This is a genomic window from Micromonospora sp. R77, from assembly GCF_022747945.1.
Classification (GTDB): Bacteria; Actinomycetota; Actinomycetes; order Mycobacteriales; family Micromonosporaceae; genus Micromonospora.
In genome coordinates, this window is sequence record NZ_JALDST010000001.1 from 7,017,750 (window position 1) to 7,037,066 (window position 19,317).

The following is a 19,317-nucleotide window of genomic DNA, read 5'->3' on the forward strand; positions in this document are numbered from 1 at the left end:
GCCACCGCCTCCGTTCGCGTCACGGCTGGTCCCGCTCCGGTGCCGGACCGGTCGGCTCCGCACCGGCCGCCCGGTCGGCCGCCGCCTGCCGGGCCGCCGCGGCCTCGCGCAGCGCCTGCTTGCGCTCGGCGTACGCCTCGGCGCCCTTGCTGGGCTTGCGCCGGCGCGGTGGGGCGGTGACGCCGGGGGCGAGCTTGCGGGCGGAGACCAGGAACGCGGTGTGCGCGATCATCCGGTGGTCGGGGCGGACGGCCAGGCCCTCGGCGTGCCAGTCGCGCACCAGCGACTCCCAGGCCCGCGGCTCGGTCCAGCCGCCGCGCTCGCGCAGCGCCTCGACCAGCTCGGAGAGCTGGGGGGTGGTGGCCACGTAGCCGATGAAGACGCCGCCGGGGACGAGGGCCCGCTCGACCATGTCCAGGGTCTCCCACGGGGTGAGCATGTCCAGGATGATCCGGTCGAAGCCGGTCTCCTGGCACTGCGCGACGTCGCCGACGTGCAGGTTCCAGGCGGGGTGCGGGCCGTTGAAGAAGGCCTCGACGTTGCGCTTGGCGATCTGGGCGAAGTCGTCGCGCACCTCGAACGAGTGCAGCTCACCCTCGGTGCCGACGGCGCGCAGCAGCGAGCAGGAGAGCGCACCGGAGCCGGCGCCGGCCTCCAAAACCTTCGCGCCGGGGAAGATGTCGCCCATCGCGACGATCTGCGCCGAGTCCTTCGGGTAGATCACCTGGGCGCCGCGCGGCATGGAGAGCACGTAGTCCGACAGCAGCGGCCGCAGCGCCAGGAACGCGGTGCCGCCCCCGCTGGTGGTCACCACGCTGCCGTCGGGCAGGCCGATCAGCGTGTCGTGGGCCAGGATGCCGCGGTGGGTGTGGAACTCCTTGCCCGGCTCCAGCGTCACGGTGTGCATCCGCCCCTTGGGGTCGGTCAGCTGCACCCGGTCACCGGGGCGGAACGGCCCCCTGCGATGACTCAAGTTCGGCGCGTCTGACGCCGCGCCGCGACCTTGAGCCATCGGCACGGGCGTCGTCGCCGGGACGGCGGGGTCGGCCGGGACGGCGGAGGGATGTGCGGTCACGTGTTCATCTTCCGTTCGGGTTCTAGGAGCCGGGCGAGGTCCGCGATGTGCAGCACGCCGACGACATCTTCGCCTGCGGTCACGACGTACTGTGCGCCCGGGTGGGTCCGCACGGCCTCCAGCACCCGTTCGCCGTCCGCGCCGACCGGCAGGGCGGGCAGCGTGTCCAGGCCGTGGGCGACCTCGTCCACCGCGAGCCACGGCCGCCGTTCCGGGGGTACGGCGTCGGCCCGGGCCTCCTCGACCAGGGCGACCGGCCGGCCGGCGGTGTCGACCACGGCGAGTGTCGCCACCGGGGTGGGGCCCTCGGCGCGCCGGCGCTGCGCCTCGGCCAGCGGCGTGCCACTGGAGACGGGGAACACCGGGCGGGCCAGCCGGGCCAGGTCGACCAGGGGCAGCCGGCGGCTGATCCGGGCCATCCGGATGGACTGGCCGGCACCCCGCCAGAGGGTCAGCGCGACGAGCAGCAGCAGCGGCAGGGCCAGCGGCGCGAGCGCCCGCTGCAGGGTCGACGCCACCACCAGGGCCACGGTGCCGACGGCCACGGCGCGGCCGACCCAGCCGGCCACCTCGGTGCCCCGGTGCCGGTCGCGGGTGAGCGCCCAGACGGCGGCGCGCAGCGCCCGGCCGCCGTCCAGCGGCAACCCGGGCAGGCTGTTGAAGACGGCCACCACCACGTTGCTCGCGGCGAGCTGGAAGGCGAGCTGGTGGACGAGGGTGCCGTCGGGCAGCGCCAGGGTGGCCGCGACGCCGACCGCGCCGAGCACCGCCGACACGGCCGGTCCGGCGAGGGAGACCAGCAGGTCGACCTTGGGGCTCGGGGCGTCCCGGTCCATCTCGGTGTAGCCGCCGAGCAGTTCCAGGGTGATCCCGCGCACACCGATGCCGTACCGGCGGGCGGTCAGGGCGTGCCCCAGTTCGTGCAGCAGCACGGAGCCGAGCAGGGAGACGACGAAGCCGAGGCCGACCAGATAGCCGCCGAGCTGACCGAGGTCGAGCTGCCGGCGGGCCAGGGCCGCGTACGCGACGGTCACCACCAGGGTGAGCAGCAGCATCGAGGCGTCCAGGTGCAGCGGCACCCCGAACACCCGCCCGACGGTGAGGCCGCGGCGGCGTCCGGACCGGCGCGCGGGGCGGGTCGGCTGCTGCACCGCACCGATGGTACGCGGCGAGGATCATGTGCCGGTGCGGCGACGGCGCGGCTGTCACACCGGTGCCCTAACCTTCCGGGCATGACGGCGGAACCGGTGATCGACGCGCAGGACACCCTCGCTCCGGCGGTGCCGCCCACGGTGCGGGCGTCGCTGTCGCCGTCGCGGGCGGCGGACTTCAAGACCTGTCCCCTGCTCTACCGGTTCCGCAGCATCGACCGGCTGCCCGAGCGGCCCACCGTCGAGCAGGCCCGGGGCACCCTGGTGCACGCGGTGCTGGAGCGGTTGTTCGACCTGCCGGCGGCGGCCCGCACCCCGGAGTCGGCGGGCGACCTGGTGACCCCGCAGTGGGACCGGCTGGTCACCGAGCAGCCGGAGCTGGCCGGGCTCTTCGCCGAGGGCGACGACGCCGGGGCCGCCGAGTTCCTCCGCTCGGCCACCGCCCTGCTGGAGGGCTACTTCGCGGTGGAGGACCCGCGCCGGCTGGAGCCGGCCGAGCGGGAGGCGTTGATCTCCGCGGTGGTCGACGACGAGCTGCTGATCCGGGGCTACCTGGACCGGCTCGACGTCGCCCCGGACGGGGCGCTGCGGGTGGTCGACTACAAGACCGGCGGGGCACCCCGGGAGGCGTTCGAGGCGCGGGCGCTGTTCCAGCTGAAGTTCTACGCCCTGGTGCTGTGGCGGACCCGGGGCGTGGTGCCGCGGGTGCTGCGCCTGCTCTACCTCAAGGACGCCGAGGTGTGCGACTACACCCCCGACGCCGAGGAGCTGCTGCGCTTCGAGCGGACGGTGGTGGCGCTGTGGCAGGCGATCGAGCAGGCCACCCGGCGGCAGGATTTCCGGCCCCGGCCGAGCCGGCTCTGTGACTGGTGCAGTCACCAGGCGCTCTGCCCGACCTTCGGCGGCACCCCGCCGCCGTTCCCGGTGACCGCGCCCGCCGACCCGCTGCGCGACTCCCGGTCGCAGCCGGCCACCCCCGGCGCCGACGAGTGACCCTCCTCCTCGCGGAGGACGCCGGGTTCGGCATCGGCGACGAGGGATCCACGGCCGGGGCAGATAGCGTTTCGGCATGACCGACCGGCTGAGGGCGTGGATACGGCACCGGCCGTTGGCCGCCGACGGGCTGCTCGCCGCCGCGCTGGTGCTGGTGGAGGTCCTGTTCGTCCTGCTCACCCCCCGGGAGTTCTGGCCCCGGCAGCTGCCGGCCGCGCTGGGCTGGAGCGTGCTCGCCGCCACGCCGGTGGCGCTGCGTCGGGTCGCCCCGTGGCCGGCGGTGGGCGCGGCGGTGGCCACCCTGGCGGTGCCGGTGCTGCTCGGGCACGCCCCGACCACGCAGAGCATGACGTTCGTGGTGCTGACGTACACGATGGCGGTGCACCGGTCGGCGCGACCGGCCGCGCTGGCCACCGTGCTGCTCTGGGTGCCGGTGGCGATCGCGAACGCGGTGGCGCCGCTGGAGGGCCCGCTGGAGATCGGCACCGCCTATCTGGTCCTCAACAACGCGCTCACCGCCTCGGTGGCGTACGCGGTGGGCCGGGCGGTGCACGCCCGCCGCCTGTCGACCCGGGTGCTGCGCGAGCGGGCCCGGGTGGCGGAACGCACCCAGCGGGCCCTCGCGGAGCAGGCGGTGGCCGACGAGCGCCGGCGCATCGCCCGGGAGCTGCACGACGTGGTGGCGCATCATGTCAGCGTCATGGGGGTGCTCGCCACCGGAGCCCGGCGGGTGCTGCGCCGGGACCCGGACGCCGCGGACGGGGCGATCGCCAGCATCGAGGACACCAGCCGGGCCACCCTGCGGGAGCTGCGCCGGCTGCTGGACGTGCTGCGTACCGAGGCGGAGCCGGCCGCCGACCTGGCGCCGCAGCCGGACCTGGCCGGCATCGAGGCGCTGGTGGAGCAGGTCCGCGAGGCGGGGCTGCCGGTCGCTCTGCAGGTCGACGGCGTTCCCGGCCCGATGGAGCAGGGGGTGGCGCTGACCGTCTACCGGATCGTGCAGGAGGCGCTGACCAACGCGCTCAAGCACGCCGGGACGGCGACTGCGGCGGTGCGGCTGGGATTCGTCGACGGCTGCGTGACGGTCCAGGTCGAGGACACGGGACGGGGGCCCGGCCCGGCACCCGACCGGGTCGGGCACGGTCTGGTCGGCATGCGGGAACGGGTGGCGCTCTACGGTGGAACCCTGCGGACCGGTCCTCGGCCGGGCGGCGGCTTCCGGGTGTCCGCCCGGATCCCGCTGGAACCGCTCGGCGCGGTGCCGGCGTGAGCACCCGCGCACACCGGCGGGCCGGGGCGCCGGCGGGACAGGCACGACGATCGGCACGACGGGGGATGCGATGACCGAGGGCACGGCACCGAAGCGGCCGGTGCGGATCCTGCTCGCCGACGACCAGCCGCTGCTGCGGACCGGCTTCCGGATGGTGTTGGGCATCGAGGACGACCTGGACATCGTGGCGGAGGCCGGCGACGGCGCGGAGGCGGTCGAGCTGTCCCGCCGGCTGCTGCCGGACGTGGTGCTGATGGACATCCGGATGCCGCGGATGGACGGGGTGGCCGCGACCCAGGCGATCGTCGACGCCCGCCTGCCGGTGCGGGTGCTGATCCTGACCACCTTCGACCTGGACGAGTACGTGGTGGGCGCGCTGCGGGCCGGGGCGAGCGGCTTCCTGGCCAAGGACGTCCCGGCGGAGGACCTGGTCACCGCGATCCGGACCGTCGCCGCCGGCGAGGCGGTGGTCGCGCCGCGCATCCTCAAGCGCCTGCTGGACCGGTTCGCCGACGTGCTGCCCGATCCTTCGGCGGGGCCGCCGAAGGCGCTCGGCACGCTCACCGAACGGGAACGGGAGGTGCTGGTGCAGGTCGCCCGGGGTTTGTCCAACGCCGAGATCGCGCGGGCACTGTCGGTCAGCGAGACGACGATCAAGACGCACGTGGGGCACGTGCTGACCAAGCTGGGGCTGCGGGACCGGGTCCAGGCGGTCGTGCTGGCGTACGAGACGGGCCTGGTTCGGCCGGGCGGCTGAGCACCGTCCGGGCTGTTGCCGTCGTCACCTACCGTGACCGGCGACGGCGCGGCGCGGTTGACCATGACGCGACGTCAGGTCCTAGCGTCGGCGGCACAGCCGTGCCGGGCACCGGAATCCGGTCGTCCGGCGGCCGTCTCGGGGGTGACCCTGAGTCGACGTCGGGGGCGACCCGCAGGGAGATCTCCGGCCCGGCTACGCCCGGGGTCGGACGGATTCCCGGCCGGCGGCACCGAGGATGGGAACTGCCGCACCGACCACGGGGGCGGTGCGGATCACCAACGGACAGAAGAGGTAGATGACGTGACGGCGACGGTAGGCCAGCAGGCGCAGGCCGCGGCCCGGGCCAGCGACGTGTGGAAGGTGTACGGCAGCGGCGAGGCCCAGGTGGCCGCGCTGCGCGGGGTGAGCGCGGAGTTCGAACGCGGCCGATTCACCGCGATCATGGGGCCGTCCGGCTCCGGCAAGTCGACGCTGATGCACTGCCTGGCCGGCCTCGACTCGGTCACCAAGGGCACCGTGGCGATCGGCGACACCACCGTGACGGGGCTCGGCGACGCCGGGCTGACGAAGCTGCGCCGCGACAAGGTGGGCTTCATCTTCCAGCAGTTCAACCTGCTGCCGACGCTGACCGCGGAGGAGAACATCCTGCTGCCCCTGTCGATCGCCGGCCGCAGGCCCGACCGGGCCTGGTACGACACGGTGATCGACACGGTGGGCCTGCGGGACCGGCTCGGGCACCGCCCGGCGCAGCTCTCCGGCGGCCAGCAACAGCGGGTCGCCTGCGCCCGGGCGCTGGTCTCCCGCCCCGAGGTGATCTTCGCCGACGAGCCGACCGGCAACCTGGACTCCCGCTCCGGCGCGGAGGTGCTGAACTTCCTGCGCAACTCGGTCCGTGAGCACGGCCAGACCATCGTGATGGTGACCCACGACCCGACCGCCGCCGCGTACGCCGACCGGGTGGTCTTCCTCGCCGACGGGCAGATCGTCTCCGAGCTGATCGAGCCGACCGCCGACACGGTGCTGGACACCATGAAGAAGCTGGACACCCCGGCCGAGGTGAGCAACTGATGTTCCGCGCGACGTTGAAGAGCCTGCTGGCCCGGAAGGTCCGGCTGCTCCTCTCCGGCCTGGCCGTGGTGCTGGGCGTCATGTTCGTCTCCGGCGCGTTCGTGCTCACCGACACCCTCGGCCGCTCCTTCGACGCGGTCTTCGCCGACGCGTACCAGGGCATCGACGTGAACGTGGCCGCGAAGCCGAAGGTGGCGGCGGGCGGGACCGAGGGCGAGCAGGCGCCCGCTCCCGTCCCGGCCGCGACGCTGGAGAAGGTCCGCGCGGTCGCCGGGGTGGCCGAGGCGACGGGGGTGGTCGCCACCGACGGCGCCCGGCTGATCGGCAGCGACGGCAAGGTGGTCACCTCGTTCGGTCCGCCGCAGCTGGGCGAGAACTGGCTGGGCGAGAGCGACCTGTTGAAGCTGCGGGAGGGCCGGGAGCCGCGCGCCGACGACGAGATCGTGGTCAACGCCGCGCTGGCGAAGGCGGCCAAGGTGAAGGTGGGTGACCGGGTCGGCGTGCTGACCCTGGCGCCGAAGAAGGAGTTCACCCTGGTGGGTGTCTTCGGCTACAGCGGCGACCGGGACTCCGTCGGTGGCGTCAACGAGGTCGCCTTCACCACCCCGGTGGCGCAGCAGCTGATGCTGGGTCAGCGGGACGTGTTCAACAACATCACCGTCAAGGCCGCCGACGGGGTCGCCGACACCACGCTGCGCGACGACGTGGCCGGCGCGCTCGGCGGCGACTACGAGGTCAAGACCGGTAAGCAGGTCTCCGCCGACGCCTCCGCGGGGCTGAAGGAGGGGCTCTCCTTCTTCAACAAGATCCTGCTCGGTTTCGCCGCGGTGGCGCTGCTGGTGGGCACCTTCCTGATCCTCAACACCTTCTCGATCATCGTGGCGCAGCGGACCCGGGAACTGGCCCTGATGCGGGCCATCGGCGCCAGCGGCCGGCAGATCATCGGCTCGGTGGTGCTGGAGGCCGTCCTGGTGGGCCTGATCGCCTCGGTGCTCGGGCTGGCCGCCGGCATCGGCGTGGGCGCGCTGCTGGCGTACGTGTTCGGCAAGGTGGCCGGCGGCCTCGAGCTGTCGTCGCTGGGGGTGCCACCGGCGGCCGTGATCGGCGCCTTCGGTGTCGGCCTGGTGATCACGGTGGTGGCGGCGCTGCTGCCGGCGCTGCGGGCGTCCCGGATCCCGCCGATCGCGGCGATGCAGGACGTGGCCACCCCGGACCGGCCGCTGACCAAGGTCACCGTGGCCGGCGGGATCGTCACCGCGATCGGCGCGGTGCTGCTCTTCCTCGGCCTGGACGGTCACGCCGGCGACAACACCCTGGCCACCATCCTCGCCGGCGTGCTGTTCGCCTTCATCGGGGTGGCGCTGCTGACCCCGCTGATCAGCCGGCCGGTGGTGTCGCTGCTCGGGGCGATCTTCGCCTGGTCGGTGCCGGGCAAGCTGGGCCGGCTGAACTCCGGCCGCAACCCGCGCCGCACCGCCATCACGGCGGCCGCGCTGATGGTCGGCATCGCGCTGGTCACCGGCGTCACGGTGATCCTCGACTCGGCCAAGGGCAGCATCAGCAAGGTCGCCGCCGACACCATCAAGGCCGAGCTGGTGATCTCCGGGGCGCAGAGCGGGCCACGCCCGCCGAGCTTCGACCCGGCGGTGCTGGAGAAGGCGGCGGCGATCCCGGGCGTGCAGATCGTCGACGGCGAGTACGGCGACATGGCCACGGTCAACGGCACCCGGACCTACGTCGCGGCGTCCAGCAACGTCGCCGCGCTGGAGCGGATCTTCGGGGCGAAGGCCACCGCCGGTGACATCAGCCGGCTCGGTCCGGACCAGATGCTGTTCAGCTCCGACACCGCGAAGTCGCGGAACGTGTCGGTCGGCTCGCAGGTGACGGTGCAGCTGTCCCGCGGCGAGGCGAAGACGTACACGGTCAGCGGCATCTACGAAAGCTCCCAGGTGACCAACCCGGTGGTGCTGCCGGCGCAGGCGGCGAAGGACTTCGCCATCCCGCAGCCCATCCAGGGCTTCGTGCAGCTCGCGCCCGGCGCGACGGTCGCCGGCGTGCAGCCGCAGGTGAAGGCGCTGCTGGCCGACAGCCCCGAGGTGTCGGTGGCGGACCGGGACGCGTTCATCAAGCAGCAGACGAGCCAGCTGGACACCCCGCTGCGGATGATTCAGATCCTGCTGGCGCTGGCCATCGTGATCGCCGTGCTCGGCATCATCAACACCCTCGCCCTGTCGGTGCTGGAGCGGACCCGGGAGCTGGGGCTGCTGCGGGCGATCGGGCTGCGCCGGGCGCAGACCATGCGGATGATCACCGTCGAGGCGGTGGTGATCTCGATCTTCGGGGCGTTGCTCGGCGTGACGGTGGGCACCGGCCTCGGTGCCGCCGTGGTCCGGGCGCTCAAGGACGAGGGCATCACCGACCTGGTCCTGCCGTGGGGCCAGATGGGGCTGTTCCTGGGGCTGGCCGCGATCATCGGCGTGATCGCCGCGGTGCTGCCCGCCGTCCGCGCCGCCCGGATCAACGTGCTGAACGCCATCGCCCACGACTGAGGGCCCGTCAGCGCCAGGCGAGCCGCCCTCCGGTCACCGACCGGGGGGCGGCTCGCCGAGCAGGGCGGCCAGCAGTTCCAGGTCCGCCGAGGTCAGGCTCGTCACCTGGTGTACGCCGTCAGCCGGCGGGATCGGCACCTCCAGCGGTACGGCCAGCACCGCCGCGCCGGCGGCGAGCGCGCTGGCCACCCCCGTCGGGGAGTCCTCGATCGCCACGCACCGCCCGATCGGCACGCCCAGCAGCCGGGCGGCGGTCAGGTACGGCTCCGGGTGCGGCTTGGCGGCGTCCACCTCGTCGCCGCAGACCACCGCGTCGAAGCTGTCCCGCCCCAGGGTGTCCAGGGCCACCTCGACCAGCGTCCGCCCGCTGGAGGTGACCAGGGCGGTCGGGATGCCGGCCGCGCGTACCGCCCGCAGCAGCGCCAGCGCGCCGGGACGCCAGCGCAGCCCGCCCCGGAACAGCTCCAGGATGCGGGCGTTGATCCACTCGGCGCTGGCCGCCGGGTCACGCTCCGGCTGGCCGAGGTCGTCGTGCAGGATCCGCATCGACGCGGCCATGCTGGTGCCGACGATCGCCCGGCGGGCCGCGTCGGAGAGGGTTCCGCCGTATTCGGCCGCCAACTCCTCCAGCGCGACGTCCCAGAGCTTCTCGCTGTCGACCAGGGTGCCGTCCATGTCGAAGAGCACGGCGGCGGGATGGGTGCTGCTCAGCGGAGCCTCCTCGGCGTGCGGGCGTACCCGGGGATCCTCTCAGCCCCGCGCGGCCCGGCACCGCCCGTCCCGCCCCGGCGTGACCTGCGGCATCGTCGGGTCAGCCCAGCCCGCAGGCGTCGAGGGACTTCTCGTAGCCCCGGAAGAACGAGTCGGTGCGCTGCTCGGCGGTGCCGTGCGAGCCCTCCGCGAACCACGGCTGGTCCGGGTCGTCGCCGACGGCGAGCAACCCCTCCCGGAACTCGTCGAGGTCCCCGTCGGCCAGCTGAAGGCTCCCGTCGCGGACGGAGTCGCCCAGGTAGGCCCCGGCCATGCAGTCGGCCTGGAGTTCCTGCTGGATGGTGTAGTTGTAGCGGATGCCGAGGCGCACCTGCACGCCGTGGGCGTACTCGTGGCCGAGCAGGTAGAACAGGAACGCGTCACCGATCTGACGGAAAGCCGCCACCGACCAGTTGACGTCGTAGGCGATGAAGTCGCCGTCGGAGCAGTAGACGGCGTTGTTGCGGGGCAGTCCCTGCCCACCGCAGGAGACCTCCCCCTGGCGCGTGTAGGACACCACCCGGCGGATCGGCTGGAACCGCTTGCCGGACTCCTGGAACTGGGCGGTCCAGTAGCGCTGGGCGCTGCCGACCGCGTCGTTGAAGTCCTGCTTGAACTCGGCGACGCTGGTCGTGCCGTCGGCCCGGGTGGTCTTCGCGCCCGGCGCCGCGGGCTGACGGGTCTGCTGCGGCCGGGGCTGCTCGGGCTGACCCTGGCTGCTGACCCCGCCCACCATGCAGCCACCGGCCACCACCAGCGCCACCAGCAGGCCGGCGAGCAGCCCCGGCTGCCGGCGTCGCGCGTTCTCCCCCACGGTGCCTCCCCGGCCTCGCTCCTGACGGCACCCTTACCCCGTCCACAGACGGGTGATGCCATCCGTGAGCACGCGCCACCGCCGGTGATCGTTCAACCGTCCCGCCCTCGACCGGCCGGTGGACCGCGCCCGGTACAGTGCGCCGCGTGCCTCATGATCCCGCGTACGGCAGCATCGTCCACTGGCGACGCAGCTGGTGGAACGGCGCCCGGTGCGAGCCGATCCTGCTGACCCTGCACGAGGGGCGGCTGCGGGCCACCGATCGGGCCGGCCACGAACTGTTCGCCGTTCCGCCCGGCCAGGTCGCCGGCCGGCTGTCCCGCTTCGGCACGCTTCTGCTCGACGTCGGCGGACAGACCTTCCACCTCGTCGGACGCGGCGGTGCGCAGGCCCCCTCGCCCACCGCCGAGCAGCAGCGGGCGTACGCCGACTTCCGGGCGCGGCACCCGGAGCCGGCGCCGACCGACCGGCCGGGCCTGGTCGACCAGTTGGTCAACGGTGCGGCGGCCTGGCGGATGCGCCGCTGGCGGGACGCGCTGCGCGCGGCCGGCGCCGGCGTCGCCCGCTGAACCGCCCGGTCACCCGCCACCACCCAGGTGGGGGCGACGGATGCCGTCGCTCTCCGGATGCTGCCACTGCGCCGTGTCCCGGTGCCGGGCGGCGCGAGCGTCCCGGACGGCGGCCCGGTCCTCGTCGGGGCCGATCCGCCGCCGGTCCCGGTACGCCAGGTGGCCGAACACCGCCGCGAACACGACGGCCAGCACCGCCAGCACCATCAGCATCGTCGTCATGCCCCGACGGTAGGACCGGCGCGCACCCCTGGACACCGCCAGGGTGTCAGCGCAGCCGGCGCCGCCACTCGTGGGTGGGGTGCACCAGCCCCAACGCGTCGTCCAGCCACCGCCGCTGCGCCGCCGAGAGCAGCGGTAGGACGCCGTCGAAGTCGGCCCGGTCCTTCTCCCGGGCCGCCTTGGCCTTGAACAGCAGCACCACCTCCGGCCGCAGGTACGGAATGCCCTGCGGGGTGTGCCGGATGAGTTCCGCGTAGGGCAGGCGCAGGTAATACCAGAGGGCGGTCATCACGTAGCCGAACAGGAACCCGCCGAGCGCCCCCACCGCGCCGGCCGCCGACGCGACCAGTGCACCGGCACGACCGGTGGCGCGTGGCCCGTGCCCCTGATGCTTCAACGGCCCGCCCGCCGTCCGGGACACGACCCCCTCCCGGCCGCCGTCGGCACCGGACGGCCGCGCCGGGCACGGTTCGGGCACGATCCGCCGTACGGGACAGCGCCGCCCCGCCCCGACCGGGAGCCTGACGGGAAGCGACGTTCAGGGGGTACGCATGCAACGGAACACCGAGGCAATCGGGCCGGAGTCGACTCTCGACGCCCTCCGCCGTGCCGCCGGGACGCGACGCCGGAAATACCTGCTCGCCGGCACCCTGCTGCTGGGTCTGACAGCCGCGGTGGCGCTGGGCGCGGCAGGGCCGCCCGGTGACCGTACCCTCGCCTCCTTGGCCGACCTGGTGCAGAGCCTGATGTCGGTCGCCGTGCCGCTCATCGGCATCCTGCTGGTCCACGACCTGCGCCGCGCACCCCGGACGACCAGGCTCGCCCCCACGCTGCTGGCGGGGATCCTGCTGGCCGCCGCCGTTGGCGTCTTCGGCACCCTCGCCTGTGTCGGCGCGCTCGCGCTCGCCCCGTCGGGCACCGCCCCGGACCCGTGGCGGCACGCCGGCACCATCGCGCTGGGCGGCGTACTGGTGCAGGTCGTCGCCATGCTGGTCGGCACCGGGCTGGGTCTGCTGCTGCGGTCGACCGTTCTGGCGTTCCTCGCCACCATCGTGCTGCCGCTGGGCTGCTGGGCCGTGCTCGGTGCGGTCGACGTGCTGCGGCCCGCCCAGGCTTTCACCCCGTACGCCTCGGTCCGCAACCTGCTCTCCGGTCGGATGGACGCGGCGGCCTGGGCGCAGTGGCTCGCCGTCCTGCTGATCTGGGGCGTCGGCCTGAACGCCCTCGGCGCGGCCCGCTGGAAGCGGTCGGCCCCGGAGAGCGCGACAGCCCGGCGGCGATGACCGGAGCGGGCATGATCATCCGACTCAGAGCCGTTCCGGAGGCTCCAGCTCAGGTCGGAGCGGCCGCGACGGTCACTTGGCGTTGAAGTAGCTGGCCTCCGGGTGGTGGACCACGATCGCGTCGGTGGCCTGCTCCGGCTCCAGCTGGAACTCCTCCGACAACCGCACCCCGATCCGCTCCGCCCCCAGCAGCTCCACGATCTTCGCCCGGTCCTCCAGGTCGGGGCAGGCCGGATAGCCGAACGCGTACCGGCAGCCGCGGTAGTCGGTACGCAGCAGGCCCGCCAGGTCCGCCGGGTCGTCGTCGGCGACCGTACGACCACCCGGCAGCACCAGCTCCGACCGGATCCGGCGGTGCCAGTACTCGGCGAGGGCCTCGGTGAGCTGCACGGACAGGCCGTGCACCTCCAGGTAGTCCCGGTAGGAGTTGGCGGCGAACATCTTCGCCGTGTACTCGCTGATCGGCTGCCCGACGGTGACCAGCTGCAACGCCACCACGTCCAGCTCGTCGCCCTTCGGCCGGAAGAAGTCGGCCAGGCACAGCCGCCGCTCCTGCCGCTGCCGGGGGAAGGAGAACCGGGCCCGCTCGGTGTTGCCGCTCTCGTCGAGCACCACCAGGTCGTTGCCCTCCGCGTACGCGGGGAAGTAGCCGTAGACCACGGCCGCCTCCAGGACCTGGTCGGCGATCAGCCGGTCCAGCCAGTAGCGCAGCCGGGGCCGCCCCTCGGTCTCCACCAGCTCCTCGTACGACGGGCCCTCACCACCGCGGGAACCGCGCAGCCCCCACTGGCCGAGGAAGGTGGCCCGCTCGTCGAGCAGTGCCGCGTAGTCGGCCAGCGGCACCCCCTTGACCACCCGGGTGCCGAGGAACGGCGGGGTGGGCACCGCCACGTCGGCGGCCACGTCGGAGCGGACCGACGCGTCGTCCAGCTCGGGCAGCGCCTCGCTGACCATCGCCCGCTGCCGCTCCCGTCGGGCACGCCGGGCCGCCAGCGCGGCCTCCCGCTCGGGGTCGATCACCGGCGCCCCACCCCGCTTGGCCGTCATCACCCGGTCCATCAGGGACAGTCCCTCGAACGCGTCGCGGGCGTAGTGCACCTGGCCGGGGAACATCGACCGCAGGTCGTCCTCGACGTACGCCCGGGTGAGCGCCGCCCCGCCGAGCAGGACCGGCCAGCGCTCCGCGACGCCGCGCGACGCCATCTCGGCCAGGTTGTCCTTCATGATGACCGTGCTCTTGACCAGCAGCCCGGACATGCCGATCGCGTCGGCCTTGTGCTCCTCGGCGGCGTCGAGGATGGCGTTGATCGGCTGCTTGATGCCGATGTTGACGACCTCGTAGCCGTTGTTGGACAGGATGATGTCGACCAGGTTCTTGCCGATGTCGTGCACGTCGCCCTTGACCGTGGCGAGCACGATCCGGCCCTTGCCGCCGTCCTCGGCGGTCTCCATGTGCGGCTCCAGATAGGCCACCGCGGTCTTCATCACCTCGGCCGACTGGAGCACGAACGGCAGCTGCATCTGCCCGGAGCCGAACAGCTCGCCGACCACCTTCATCCCGTCCAGCAGGATGTCGTTGATGATGGAGAGCGGGGCCCGGCCACCGGCCATCGCCGCGTCCAGGTCCGCCTCCAGGCCGTTGCGCTCGCCGTCGATGATGCGGCGCTTGAGCCGCTCGTCCAGCGGCAGCGCGGCCAGCTCCTCCGCCCGGGTGGCCCGCGCCGAAGCGGCGTCCACCCCCTCGAAGGCCTCGATGAACCGCTGCACCGGGTCGTAGCCCTCGCGGCGCCGGTCGTAGACCAGGTCGAGGGCCAGCTCACGCTGCGCGTCCGGGATCTTCGACATCGGCAGGATCTTGCTGGCGTGCACGATCGCCGAGGTCAGCCCGGCCTGCACGCACTCGTGCAGGAACACCGAGTTGAGCACCTGCCGGGCGGCCGGGTTCAGGCCGAACGAGATGTTGGAGATGCCGAGGGTGAAGTTGACCCCCGGGTAACGGGCCGCGATCTCCCGGATCGCTTCGATCGTCTCGATGCCGTCCCGACGGGTCTCCTCCTGGCCGGTGGCGATCGGGAAGGTCAGCGCGTCGATCAGGATGTCCGACCGGTCCATCCCCCACCGGCCGGTCAGGTCGTCGATCAGCCGGGCGGCGACGCGTACCTTCCAGTCCCTGGTGCGGGCCTGGCCCTCCTCGTCGATGAGCAGGGCGACCACGGCGGCGCCGTGCTCCTTGACCACCGGCATGATCCGGGCGTAGCGGGACTGCGGGCCGTCGCCGTCCTCGAAGTTGACCGAGTTGACCACGCAACGCCCGCCGAGCATCTCCAGCCCGGCCTCGATGACCGGCGGCTCCGTCGAGTCGAGCATGATCGGCAGGGTGGAGGCGGTGGCGAACCGGCCGGCCAGCTCGCGCATGTCCTGGGTGCCGTCCCGGCCGACGTAGTCGACGCAGAGGTCCAGCAGGTGCGAGCCGTCCCGGGCCTGGCTGCGGGCGATCTCCACGCAGGCCTGCCAGTCGGCGGCGAGCATCGCCTCGCGGAACGCCTTGGAGCCGTTGGCGTTGGTCCGCTCCCCCACCATCAGCACCGAGGCGTCCTGGGCGAAGGGCACCGGGTGGTAGATCGAGGAGACGCCGGCCTCGTGCTGCGGCGCACGGGCGACCGGGGTGGCGCCGTGCAGCCGCTCGGCCAGCACCCGGATGTGCTCCGGGGTGGTGCCGCAGCAGCCGCCCACCAGGGAGACGCCGTAGTCGGCGACGAACCGCTCCAGCGCGTCGGCCAGTTCCACCGGGGTCAGCGGGAAGTACGCCCCGTCGGCGGTGAGTACCGGCAGGCCCGCGTTCGGCATCACCGACAGCGGCACCCGGGAGTGCTGGGACAGGTAGCGCAGGTGCTCGCCCATCTCCGCCGGCCCGGTGGAGCAGTTCAGCCCGACCAGGTCCACCCCGAGCGGCTCGATCGCGGCCAGCGCCGCACCGATCTCGCTGCCCAGCAGCATGGTGCCGGTGGTCTCCATGGCGACCTGGCAGATGATCGGCACCACCCGACCCAGCTCGGCCATCGCCCGCTTCGACCCGACCACGGCGGCCTTGACCTGGAGCAGGTCCTGCGAGGTCTCGATGATCAGCGCGTCGGCCCCGCCGGCGATCAGGCCGGCGGCGTTCTCCCGGTACGCGTCCCGCAGGCTCGCGTACGCGGCGTGCCCGAGGGTGGGCAGTTTGGTGCCCGGCCCGATCGAGCCGAGCACGAACCGGGGACGCTGCGGTGTGCTGTGCGCGTCGGCCGCCTCCCGGGCGATCCGGGCACCGGCCTCGGCCAGCTCCCGGATCCGGTGCGCGATGCCGTACTCGCCGAGGTTGGGCAGGTTGGTGCCGAAGGTGTTGGTCTCGACGCAGTCCGCCCCCGCGGCGAGGTACGCCTCGTGCACGCCGCGCACCACGTCCGGGCGGCTCACGTTGAGGATCTCGCTGCAGCCCTCCAGCCCCTCGTAGTCGTCGAGGGAGAGGTCGGCCGCGTGCAGCATGGTGCCCATGGCCCCGTCTGCGATGAGGATCCGGTCGGCCAGCACATCCAGCAACGAAGTCCGCACAGAGCCAGGTTAGTGCGATCACCCGAGTGCTGGTTACCGCACGTTCGGCTTCCCACATACTGTCAGCCGGATCACCGTGTCCGGTTCGTCTGCTTCGGCCGACGGGTCGGGCCGGTGACCGGCGCGGCCGACGGGCCGCCCGCCGCCCCGGCACGTAGGCTGACAGACGTGAAGGACATCAGGGACGCCACCGTGCACGGCGGGCGGACGACCGGGCACCGTCCCGGGGCCGCCCCCGACGAGCAGGGTGAGGTGACGGCGTGACCGAGTTCGACGGGCTGCCGGTGCTGCGGTCCCCGGTGGCCATCGCGGCCTTCGAGGGCTGGAACGACGCCGCGGACGCCTCCACCGCCGCCGTGGAGCACCTGGAGCAGGTCTGGCAGGCCCGCCAGGTGACCGAGCTGGACCCGGAGGACTTCTACGACTTCCAGGTGAGCCGGCCCACGATCACCATGGCCGAGGGCGAGACCCGCCGGGTCGAGTGGCCCACCACCCGGTTCATGGTGGCCAGCCCGGAGGGCACCGAACGGGACGTGGTGCTGATCCGGGGCATCGAACCGAGCATGCGCTGGCGGACCTTCTGCGAGCAGGTGCTGGAGATCTGCCACAGCCTGGAGGTCGAACGCGTGGTGCTGCTCGGCGCGCTGCTGGCCGACGTGCCGTACACCCGGCCGCTGCCGATCAGCGGCAGCGCGTCGGACGCGGAGGCCGCGCAGCGCTACCAGCTCACCCCCACCCGCTACGACGGCCCCACCGGCATCGTCGGGGTGCTGCACGACGCCTGCACCCGCGCCGAGGTCGACGCGGTGTCGTTCTGGGTGCACGTGCCGCACTACGCCAACAACCCGCCCTGCCCGAAGGCGACCCTGGCGCTGCTGCACCGGGTCGAGGAGGTGCTCGACCTGCCGGTGCCGATGGCCGACCTGGCGGAGGAGGCGGCCGAGTGGGAGCAGCGGGTCCGCAGCGCCGCCGAGCAGGACGCCGAGCTGGGCGAGTACGTCCGCGAGCTGGAGGAGCGGGTCGGCGACGCGGGGATCACCCCGTTGACCGGTGACGAGATCGCCCAGGAGTTCGAAAAGTACCTGCGCCGCCGGGGCGGTTCGGCCGGCCCCACCGCCGGCTCCTGGTGACCGCGTACCGCTGCCGGTGACCCCGGCCGGCGCCGGCGGGACGAGCACCGCCGGCGCCGCTGCGGCACGACTCAGGCGGCGACCGGGACGAGACCGTCGACCGTGGCGGTGAGCTGCTCCTCGTGGCCGTGGCCGCCGAAGAGCAGTCCGGTGCCGTCGACGAAGCGCACGTCGGTGATGCCGAGGAAGCCGAGGAACTGCCGGATGAACGCCGAGGCGTGATCGGCCTCGGAGCCGAGCCGCACGCCGTTGCTGGTGAGCACGACGTAGGCGGTCCGTACCCGGGTGACGAGCCCGGTCGGGCCCTCCGGCGAGTAGCTGAAGGTCACGCCGGCCCGCGCCACCTGGTCGAAGTACGCCTTGAGCGTGGCCGGCACCGAGAAGTTGTAGATCGGCGCGCCGATGACCAGGTAGTCCGCCGCGAGGAGTTCGGCGACCAGGTGGTCGGAGGTGGAGAGCGCCTGCGCCTGGCCGGGGTGGCGGTCCGCCGGCGGGGTGAAGCTGGCCGCGATGGTGGTCTCGGTGAGGAAGGGCACGCCCTGGGCGACGTCCCGGTCGACCACCGTGGCGTCCGGGTGCTGCCGGGTGAGTGCGTCGGTGAGCCGACCGGTGAGCCGGCGGCTGAGGGAGTCGCCGTACCGGCCGCTGCTGTCGACCCGCAGGATCCGGATCGGTGCGGGGTCGTGGTGGAAGCCGTTGACAGACACGGACAGGTCCTTTCGACAGTCGCCGGCGGCCGACCCGCAGGCACTTACCAAACGTAAGTACTTACGAAAGGTAAGTCAAGGTATGCTGTCCAGGTGACTTCCGACGTCACTCCCGACGCGGCCGGCTACTGCCCCTATGTCCAGCACGCCATGGAGATGCTGGGACGACGCTGGACCGCGTCCGTGCTCCGTGTGCTGCTGGCCCGACCGGGCCTGCGCTTCGGCCAGATCCGCTGCGCCGTGCCGGGTCTCTCCGACCGGCTGCTCACCGAACGCCTCGCCGAACTGGAGCGTGAAGGCGTGATCAGCCGCACCGACGACGGCAGCGGCCACGCCACCTACCGCCCGACCGCGAAGGGCGAGGCGCTGCGCCCGCTCTTCGACGAACTCCAGAACTGGACGAGCCGGTGGCGGATCGGCGACCTGGGCGACCGGCCCGGACGCCTCGACAGCTGTCGGCGTACCGCCCCCTGAGATCCCGCACCCTCACCTCGGCAGGCCGGCGTGTCGGTCTTCCGCGCGACACACCCCGTAGGGCATCCTAGGAACCTAGCTGTCATGAGGAGGCGGGCATGCAGATCAACCCGGGCGCGGCCGAGTTCCCGCACCGGCAGATCGCCGCGCAGCTCAAGGCCCAGGTCCGCCGCGGCGACTGGGCACCCGGCGAGCGACTGCCGTCCATCCCGGCCATCGCCGAGATGTTCGGCGTCGCGAAACAGACCGTCCAGCGCGCCGTCGACCAGCTGCGGGTCGAGGGCATCCTGATCACCAAACCCGGCTCCGGTACGTACGTCCGCGGCACCCGGCGGCGGCTCAACCGCCTCGCCCGGGGCCGGTACGGCGGCTTCCGCGGCTACCACACCGACCTGGCCGCCCGGTACAAGCAGCAGCTCGTCTCCGTCGGCCGCTCCCCCGCCCCGCCCGAGGTCGCCGACGCGTTCGGCGTGTCCGACGGCACCGACCTGCTCTGCCGTCGGCACCTGGTCCGCACCGACGACTCCCCGGTCGAGGTGGGCGCGTCCTGGTTCCTCCCCGCCGACACCGCCGGCACCTCGCTGGAACGTGCCGAGGCGTTCGGCCGCCCCCTCTACCAGGAGGCCGAGGAGGCCACCGGCCGCCGGTACGTCACCGCGACCGACACCATCAGCGCGCGGCAGCCCAGCCGGGAGGAGGCGGAGCTGCTCCAGATCCGCCCCGACACGCCGGTGCTGCACCTGCTGCACGTCGCGTACGACGCGCACCGCAAGCCGATCGAGGTCGCCCAGGCCACCTGGCCCGGCCCGATGACCACCCTCACCGAGGAGTACCGGATCCCGGCGCCCGCCCCGGAACCGGAGCCGGATCCCGGCCTGGTGCTGGGCTGAGCCGGGATCCGCCCGCCCGGCCCG

18 protein-coding genes are annotated in these 19,317 nt (G+C 73.3%); 10 read left to right on the top strand and 8 right to left on the bottom strand.

Translation table 11 applies throughout. The annotated features are described in order from the left end of the window. Positions 1-19: 19 nt before the first annotated feature. Together MRQ36_RS32340 and MRQ36_RS32345 are read right to left on the bottom strand one after the other, a co-directional pair. The gene (locus MRQ36_RS32340; protein WP_242800669.1) at positions 20-1,075 is read right to left on the bottom strand and encodes a tRNA (adenine-N1)-methyltransferase; all 1,056 of its coding nucleotides are present in this window, start codon (positions 1,073-1,075) and stop codon (positions 20-22) included. Beyond that, on the bottom strand, positions 1,072-2,163 hold the full coding sequence (locus tag MRQ36_RS32345) for a site-2 protease family protein (protein WP_374251227.1): 1,092 nt from the start codon (positions 2,161-2,163) through the stop codon (positions 1,072-1,074). Before MRQ36_RS32345 ends, MRQ36_RS32340 begins: the two co-directional genes overlap by 4 nt. A gap of 144 nt (positions 2,164-2,307) precedes the next feature. On the opposite strand from MRQ36_RS32345, the gene MRQ36_RS32350 reads away from it, so the two are divergent. The 5 genes from MRQ36_RS32350 to MRQ36_RS32370 all read left to right on the top strand — a co-directional run bounded on the left by MRQ36_RS32350 (position 2,308) and on the right by MRQ36_RS32370 (position 8,866). Then, complete coding sequence (locus tag MRQ36_RS32350; protein ID WP_242800671.1) at positions 2,308-3,219, top strand: PD-(D/E)XK nuclease family protein; 912 nt, start codon at positions 2,308-2,310, stop codon at positions 3,217-3,219. Between the two features lie 76 nt (positions 3,220-3,295). Beyond that, positions 3,296-4,489 carry a sensor histidine kinase gene (locus MRQ36_RS32355; protein WP_242800673.1) on the top strand — a complete coding sequence of 398 codons (1,194 nt, stop codon included), beginning with the start codon at positions 3,296-3,298 and terminating at the stop codon, positions 4,487-4,489. 70 nt (positions 4,490-4,559) lie between these two features. Then, positions 4,560-5,246, top strand: coding sequence for a response regulator transcription factor (locus tag MRQ36_RS32360; protein WP_242800675.1), 687 nt, complete (start codon positions 4,560-4,562; stop codon positions 5,244-5,246). Positions 5,247-5,549: 303 nt separating this feature from the next. Then, on the top strand, positions 5,550-6,317 hold the full coding sequence (locus tag MRQ36_RS32365) for an ABC transporter ATP-binding protein (RefSeq protein WP_242800677.1): 768 nt from the start codon (positions 5,550-5,552) through the stop codon (positions 6,315-6,317). Then, on the top strand, positions 6,317-8,866 hold the full coding sequence (locus MRQ36_RS32370) for an ABC transporter permease (RefSeq protein WP_242800679.1): 2,550 nt from the start codon (positions 6,317-6,319) through the stop codon (positions 8,864-8,866). The genes MRQ36_RS32365 and MRQ36_RS32370 overlap by 1 nt, the downstream gene beginning before the upstream one ends. 33 nt (positions 8,867-8,899) lie before the next feature. Here the strand turns inward: MRQ36_RS32370 and MRQ36_RS32375 are convergent, their stop codons facing one another. Continuing rightward, positions 8,900-9,553 (bottom strand): HAD family phosphatase, encoded by a 654-nt coding sequence (locus tag MRQ36_RS32375; RefSeq protein WP_242800681.1) that lies wholly within the window; start codon positions 9,551-9,553, stop codon positions 8,900-8,902. A gap of 124 nt (positions 9,554-9,677) precedes the next feature. Next, positions 9,678-10,430 (bottom strand): neutral zinc metallopeptidase, encoded by a 753-nt coding sequence (locus tag MRQ36_RS32380; RefSeq protein WP_242800683.1) that lies wholly within the window; start codon positions 10,428-10,430, stop codon positions 9,678-9,680. A 146-nt stretch (positions 10,431-10,576) separates the two neighbouring features. Here MRQ36_RS32380 and MRQ36_RS32385 point away from each other — a divergent pair, with 146 nt between their 5' ends. Next, complete coding sequence (locus MRQ36_RS32385) at positions 10,577-10,999, top strand: hypothetical protein (protein ID WP_242800685.1); 423 nt, start codon at positions 10,577-10,579, stop codon at positions 10,997-10,999. Between the two features lie 9 nt (positions 11,000-11,008). Here MRQ36_RS32385 and MRQ36_RS32390 read toward each other — a convergent pair whose 3' ends face one another. Both MRQ36_RS32390 and MRQ36_RS32395 read right to left on the bottom strand, forming a co-directional pair. Further along, positions 11,009-11,221 (bottom strand): hypothetical protein, encoded by a 213-nt coding sequence (locus MRQ36_RS32390; RefSeq protein WP_242800687.1) that lies wholly within the window; start codon positions 11,219-11,221, stop codon positions 11,009-11,011. A 46-nt stretch (positions 11,222-11,267) separates the two neighbouring features. Then, positions 11,268-11,642 carry a hypothetical protein gene (locus tag MRQ36_RS32395; RefSeq protein ID WP_242800689.1) on the bottom strand — a complete coding sequence of 125 codons (375 nt, stop codon included), beginning with the start codon at positions 11,640-11,642 and terminating at the stop codon, positions 11,268-11,270. Between the two features lie 130 nt (positions 11,643-11,772). Here MRQ36_RS32395 and MRQ36_RS32400 point away from each other — a divergent pair, with 130 nt between their 5' ends. Next, complete coding sequence (locus MRQ36_RS32400; RefSeq protein WP_242800691.1) at positions 11,773-12,504, top strand: hypothetical protein; 732 nt, start codon at positions 11,773-11,775, stop codon at positions 12,502-12,504. A gap of 72 nt (positions 12,505-12,576) precedes the next feature. Here MRQ36_RS32400 and metH read toward each other — a convergent pair whose 3' ends face one another. Next, positions 12,577-16,092 carry a methionine synthase gene (gene metH, locus MRQ36_RS32405; RefSeq protein WP_242800693.1) on the bottom strand — a complete coding sequence of 1,172 codons (3,516 nt, stop codon included), beginning with the start codon at positions 16,090-16,092 and terminating at the stop codon, positions 12,577-12,579. A 260-nt stretch (positions 16,093-16,352) separates the two neighbouring features. Here metH and MRQ36_RS32410 point away from each other — a divergent pair, with 260 nt between their 5' ends. After that, positions 16,353-17,222, top strand: a complete 870-nt coding sequence (locus tag MRQ36_RS32410; RefSeq protein WP_242800695.1) for a PAC2 family protein — start codon at positions 16,353-16,355, stop codon at positions 17,220-17,222. A 71-nt stretch (positions 17,223-17,293) separates the two neighbouring features. Here MRQ36_RS32410 and MRQ36_RS32415 read toward each other — a convergent pair whose 3' ends face one another. Beyond that, positions 17,294-17,929 (bottom strand): FMN-dependent NADH-azoreductase, encoded by a 636-nt coding sequence (locus tag MRQ36_RS32415; RefSeq protein ID WP_242800697.1) that lies wholly within the window; start codon positions 17,927-17,929, stop codon positions 17,294-17,296. A 93-nt stretch (positions 17,930-18,022) separates the two neighbouring features. On the opposite strand from MRQ36_RS32415, the gene MRQ36_RS32420 reads away from it, so the two are divergent. Together MRQ36_RS32420 and MRQ36_RS32425 are read left to right on the top strand one after the other, a co-directional pair. Beyond that, complete coding sequence (locus tag MRQ36_RS32420; RefSeq protein ID WP_242800699.1) at positions 18,023-18,403, top strand: helix-turn-helix domain-containing protein; 381 nt, start codon at positions 18,023-18,025, stop codon at positions 18,401-18,403. 98 nt (positions 18,404-18,501) lie between these two features. Then, complete coding sequence (locus tag MRQ36_RS32425) at positions 18,502-19,293, top strand: GntR family transcriptional regulator (protein ID WP_242800701.1); 792 nt, start codon at positions 18,502-18,504, stop codon at positions 19,291-19,293. Positions 19,294-19,317 lie beyond the last annotated feature (24 nt).

What these genes read in the sequence shown, in the direction of transcription:
- MRQ36_RS32350 (WP_242800671.1), top strand. Translation starts at nt 2,308, where the DNA reads ATGACGGCGGAACCGGTGATCGACGCGCAGGACACCCTCGCTCCGGCG.
- MRQ36_RS32355 (WP_242800673.1), top strand. Translation starts at nt 3,296, where the DNA reads ATGACCGACCGGCTGAGGGCGTGGATACGGCACCGGCCGTTGGCCGCC.
- MRQ36_RS32360 (WP_242800675.1), top strand. Translation starts at nt 4,560, where the DNA reads ATGACCGAGGGCACGGCACCGAAGCGGCCGGTGCGGATCCTGCTCGCC.
- MRQ36_RS32370 (WP_242800679.1), top strand. Translation starts at nt 6,317, where the DNA reads ATGTTCCGCGCGACGTTGAAGAGCCTGCTGGCCCGGAAGGTCCGGCTG.
- MRQ36_RS32390 (WP_242800687.1), bottom strand. Translation starts at nt 11,221, where the DNA reads ATGACGACGATGCTGATGGTGCTGGCGGTGCTGGCCGTCGTGTTCGCG.
- MRQ36_RS32400 (WP_242800691.1), top strand. Translation starts at nt 11,773, where the DNA reads ATGCAACGGAACACCGAGGCAATCGGGCCGGAGTCGACTCTCGACGCC.
- MRQ36_RS32425 (WP_242800701.1), top strand. Translation starts at nt 18,502, where the DNA reads ATGCAGATCAACCCGGGCGCGGCCGAGTTCCCGCACCGGCAGATCGCC.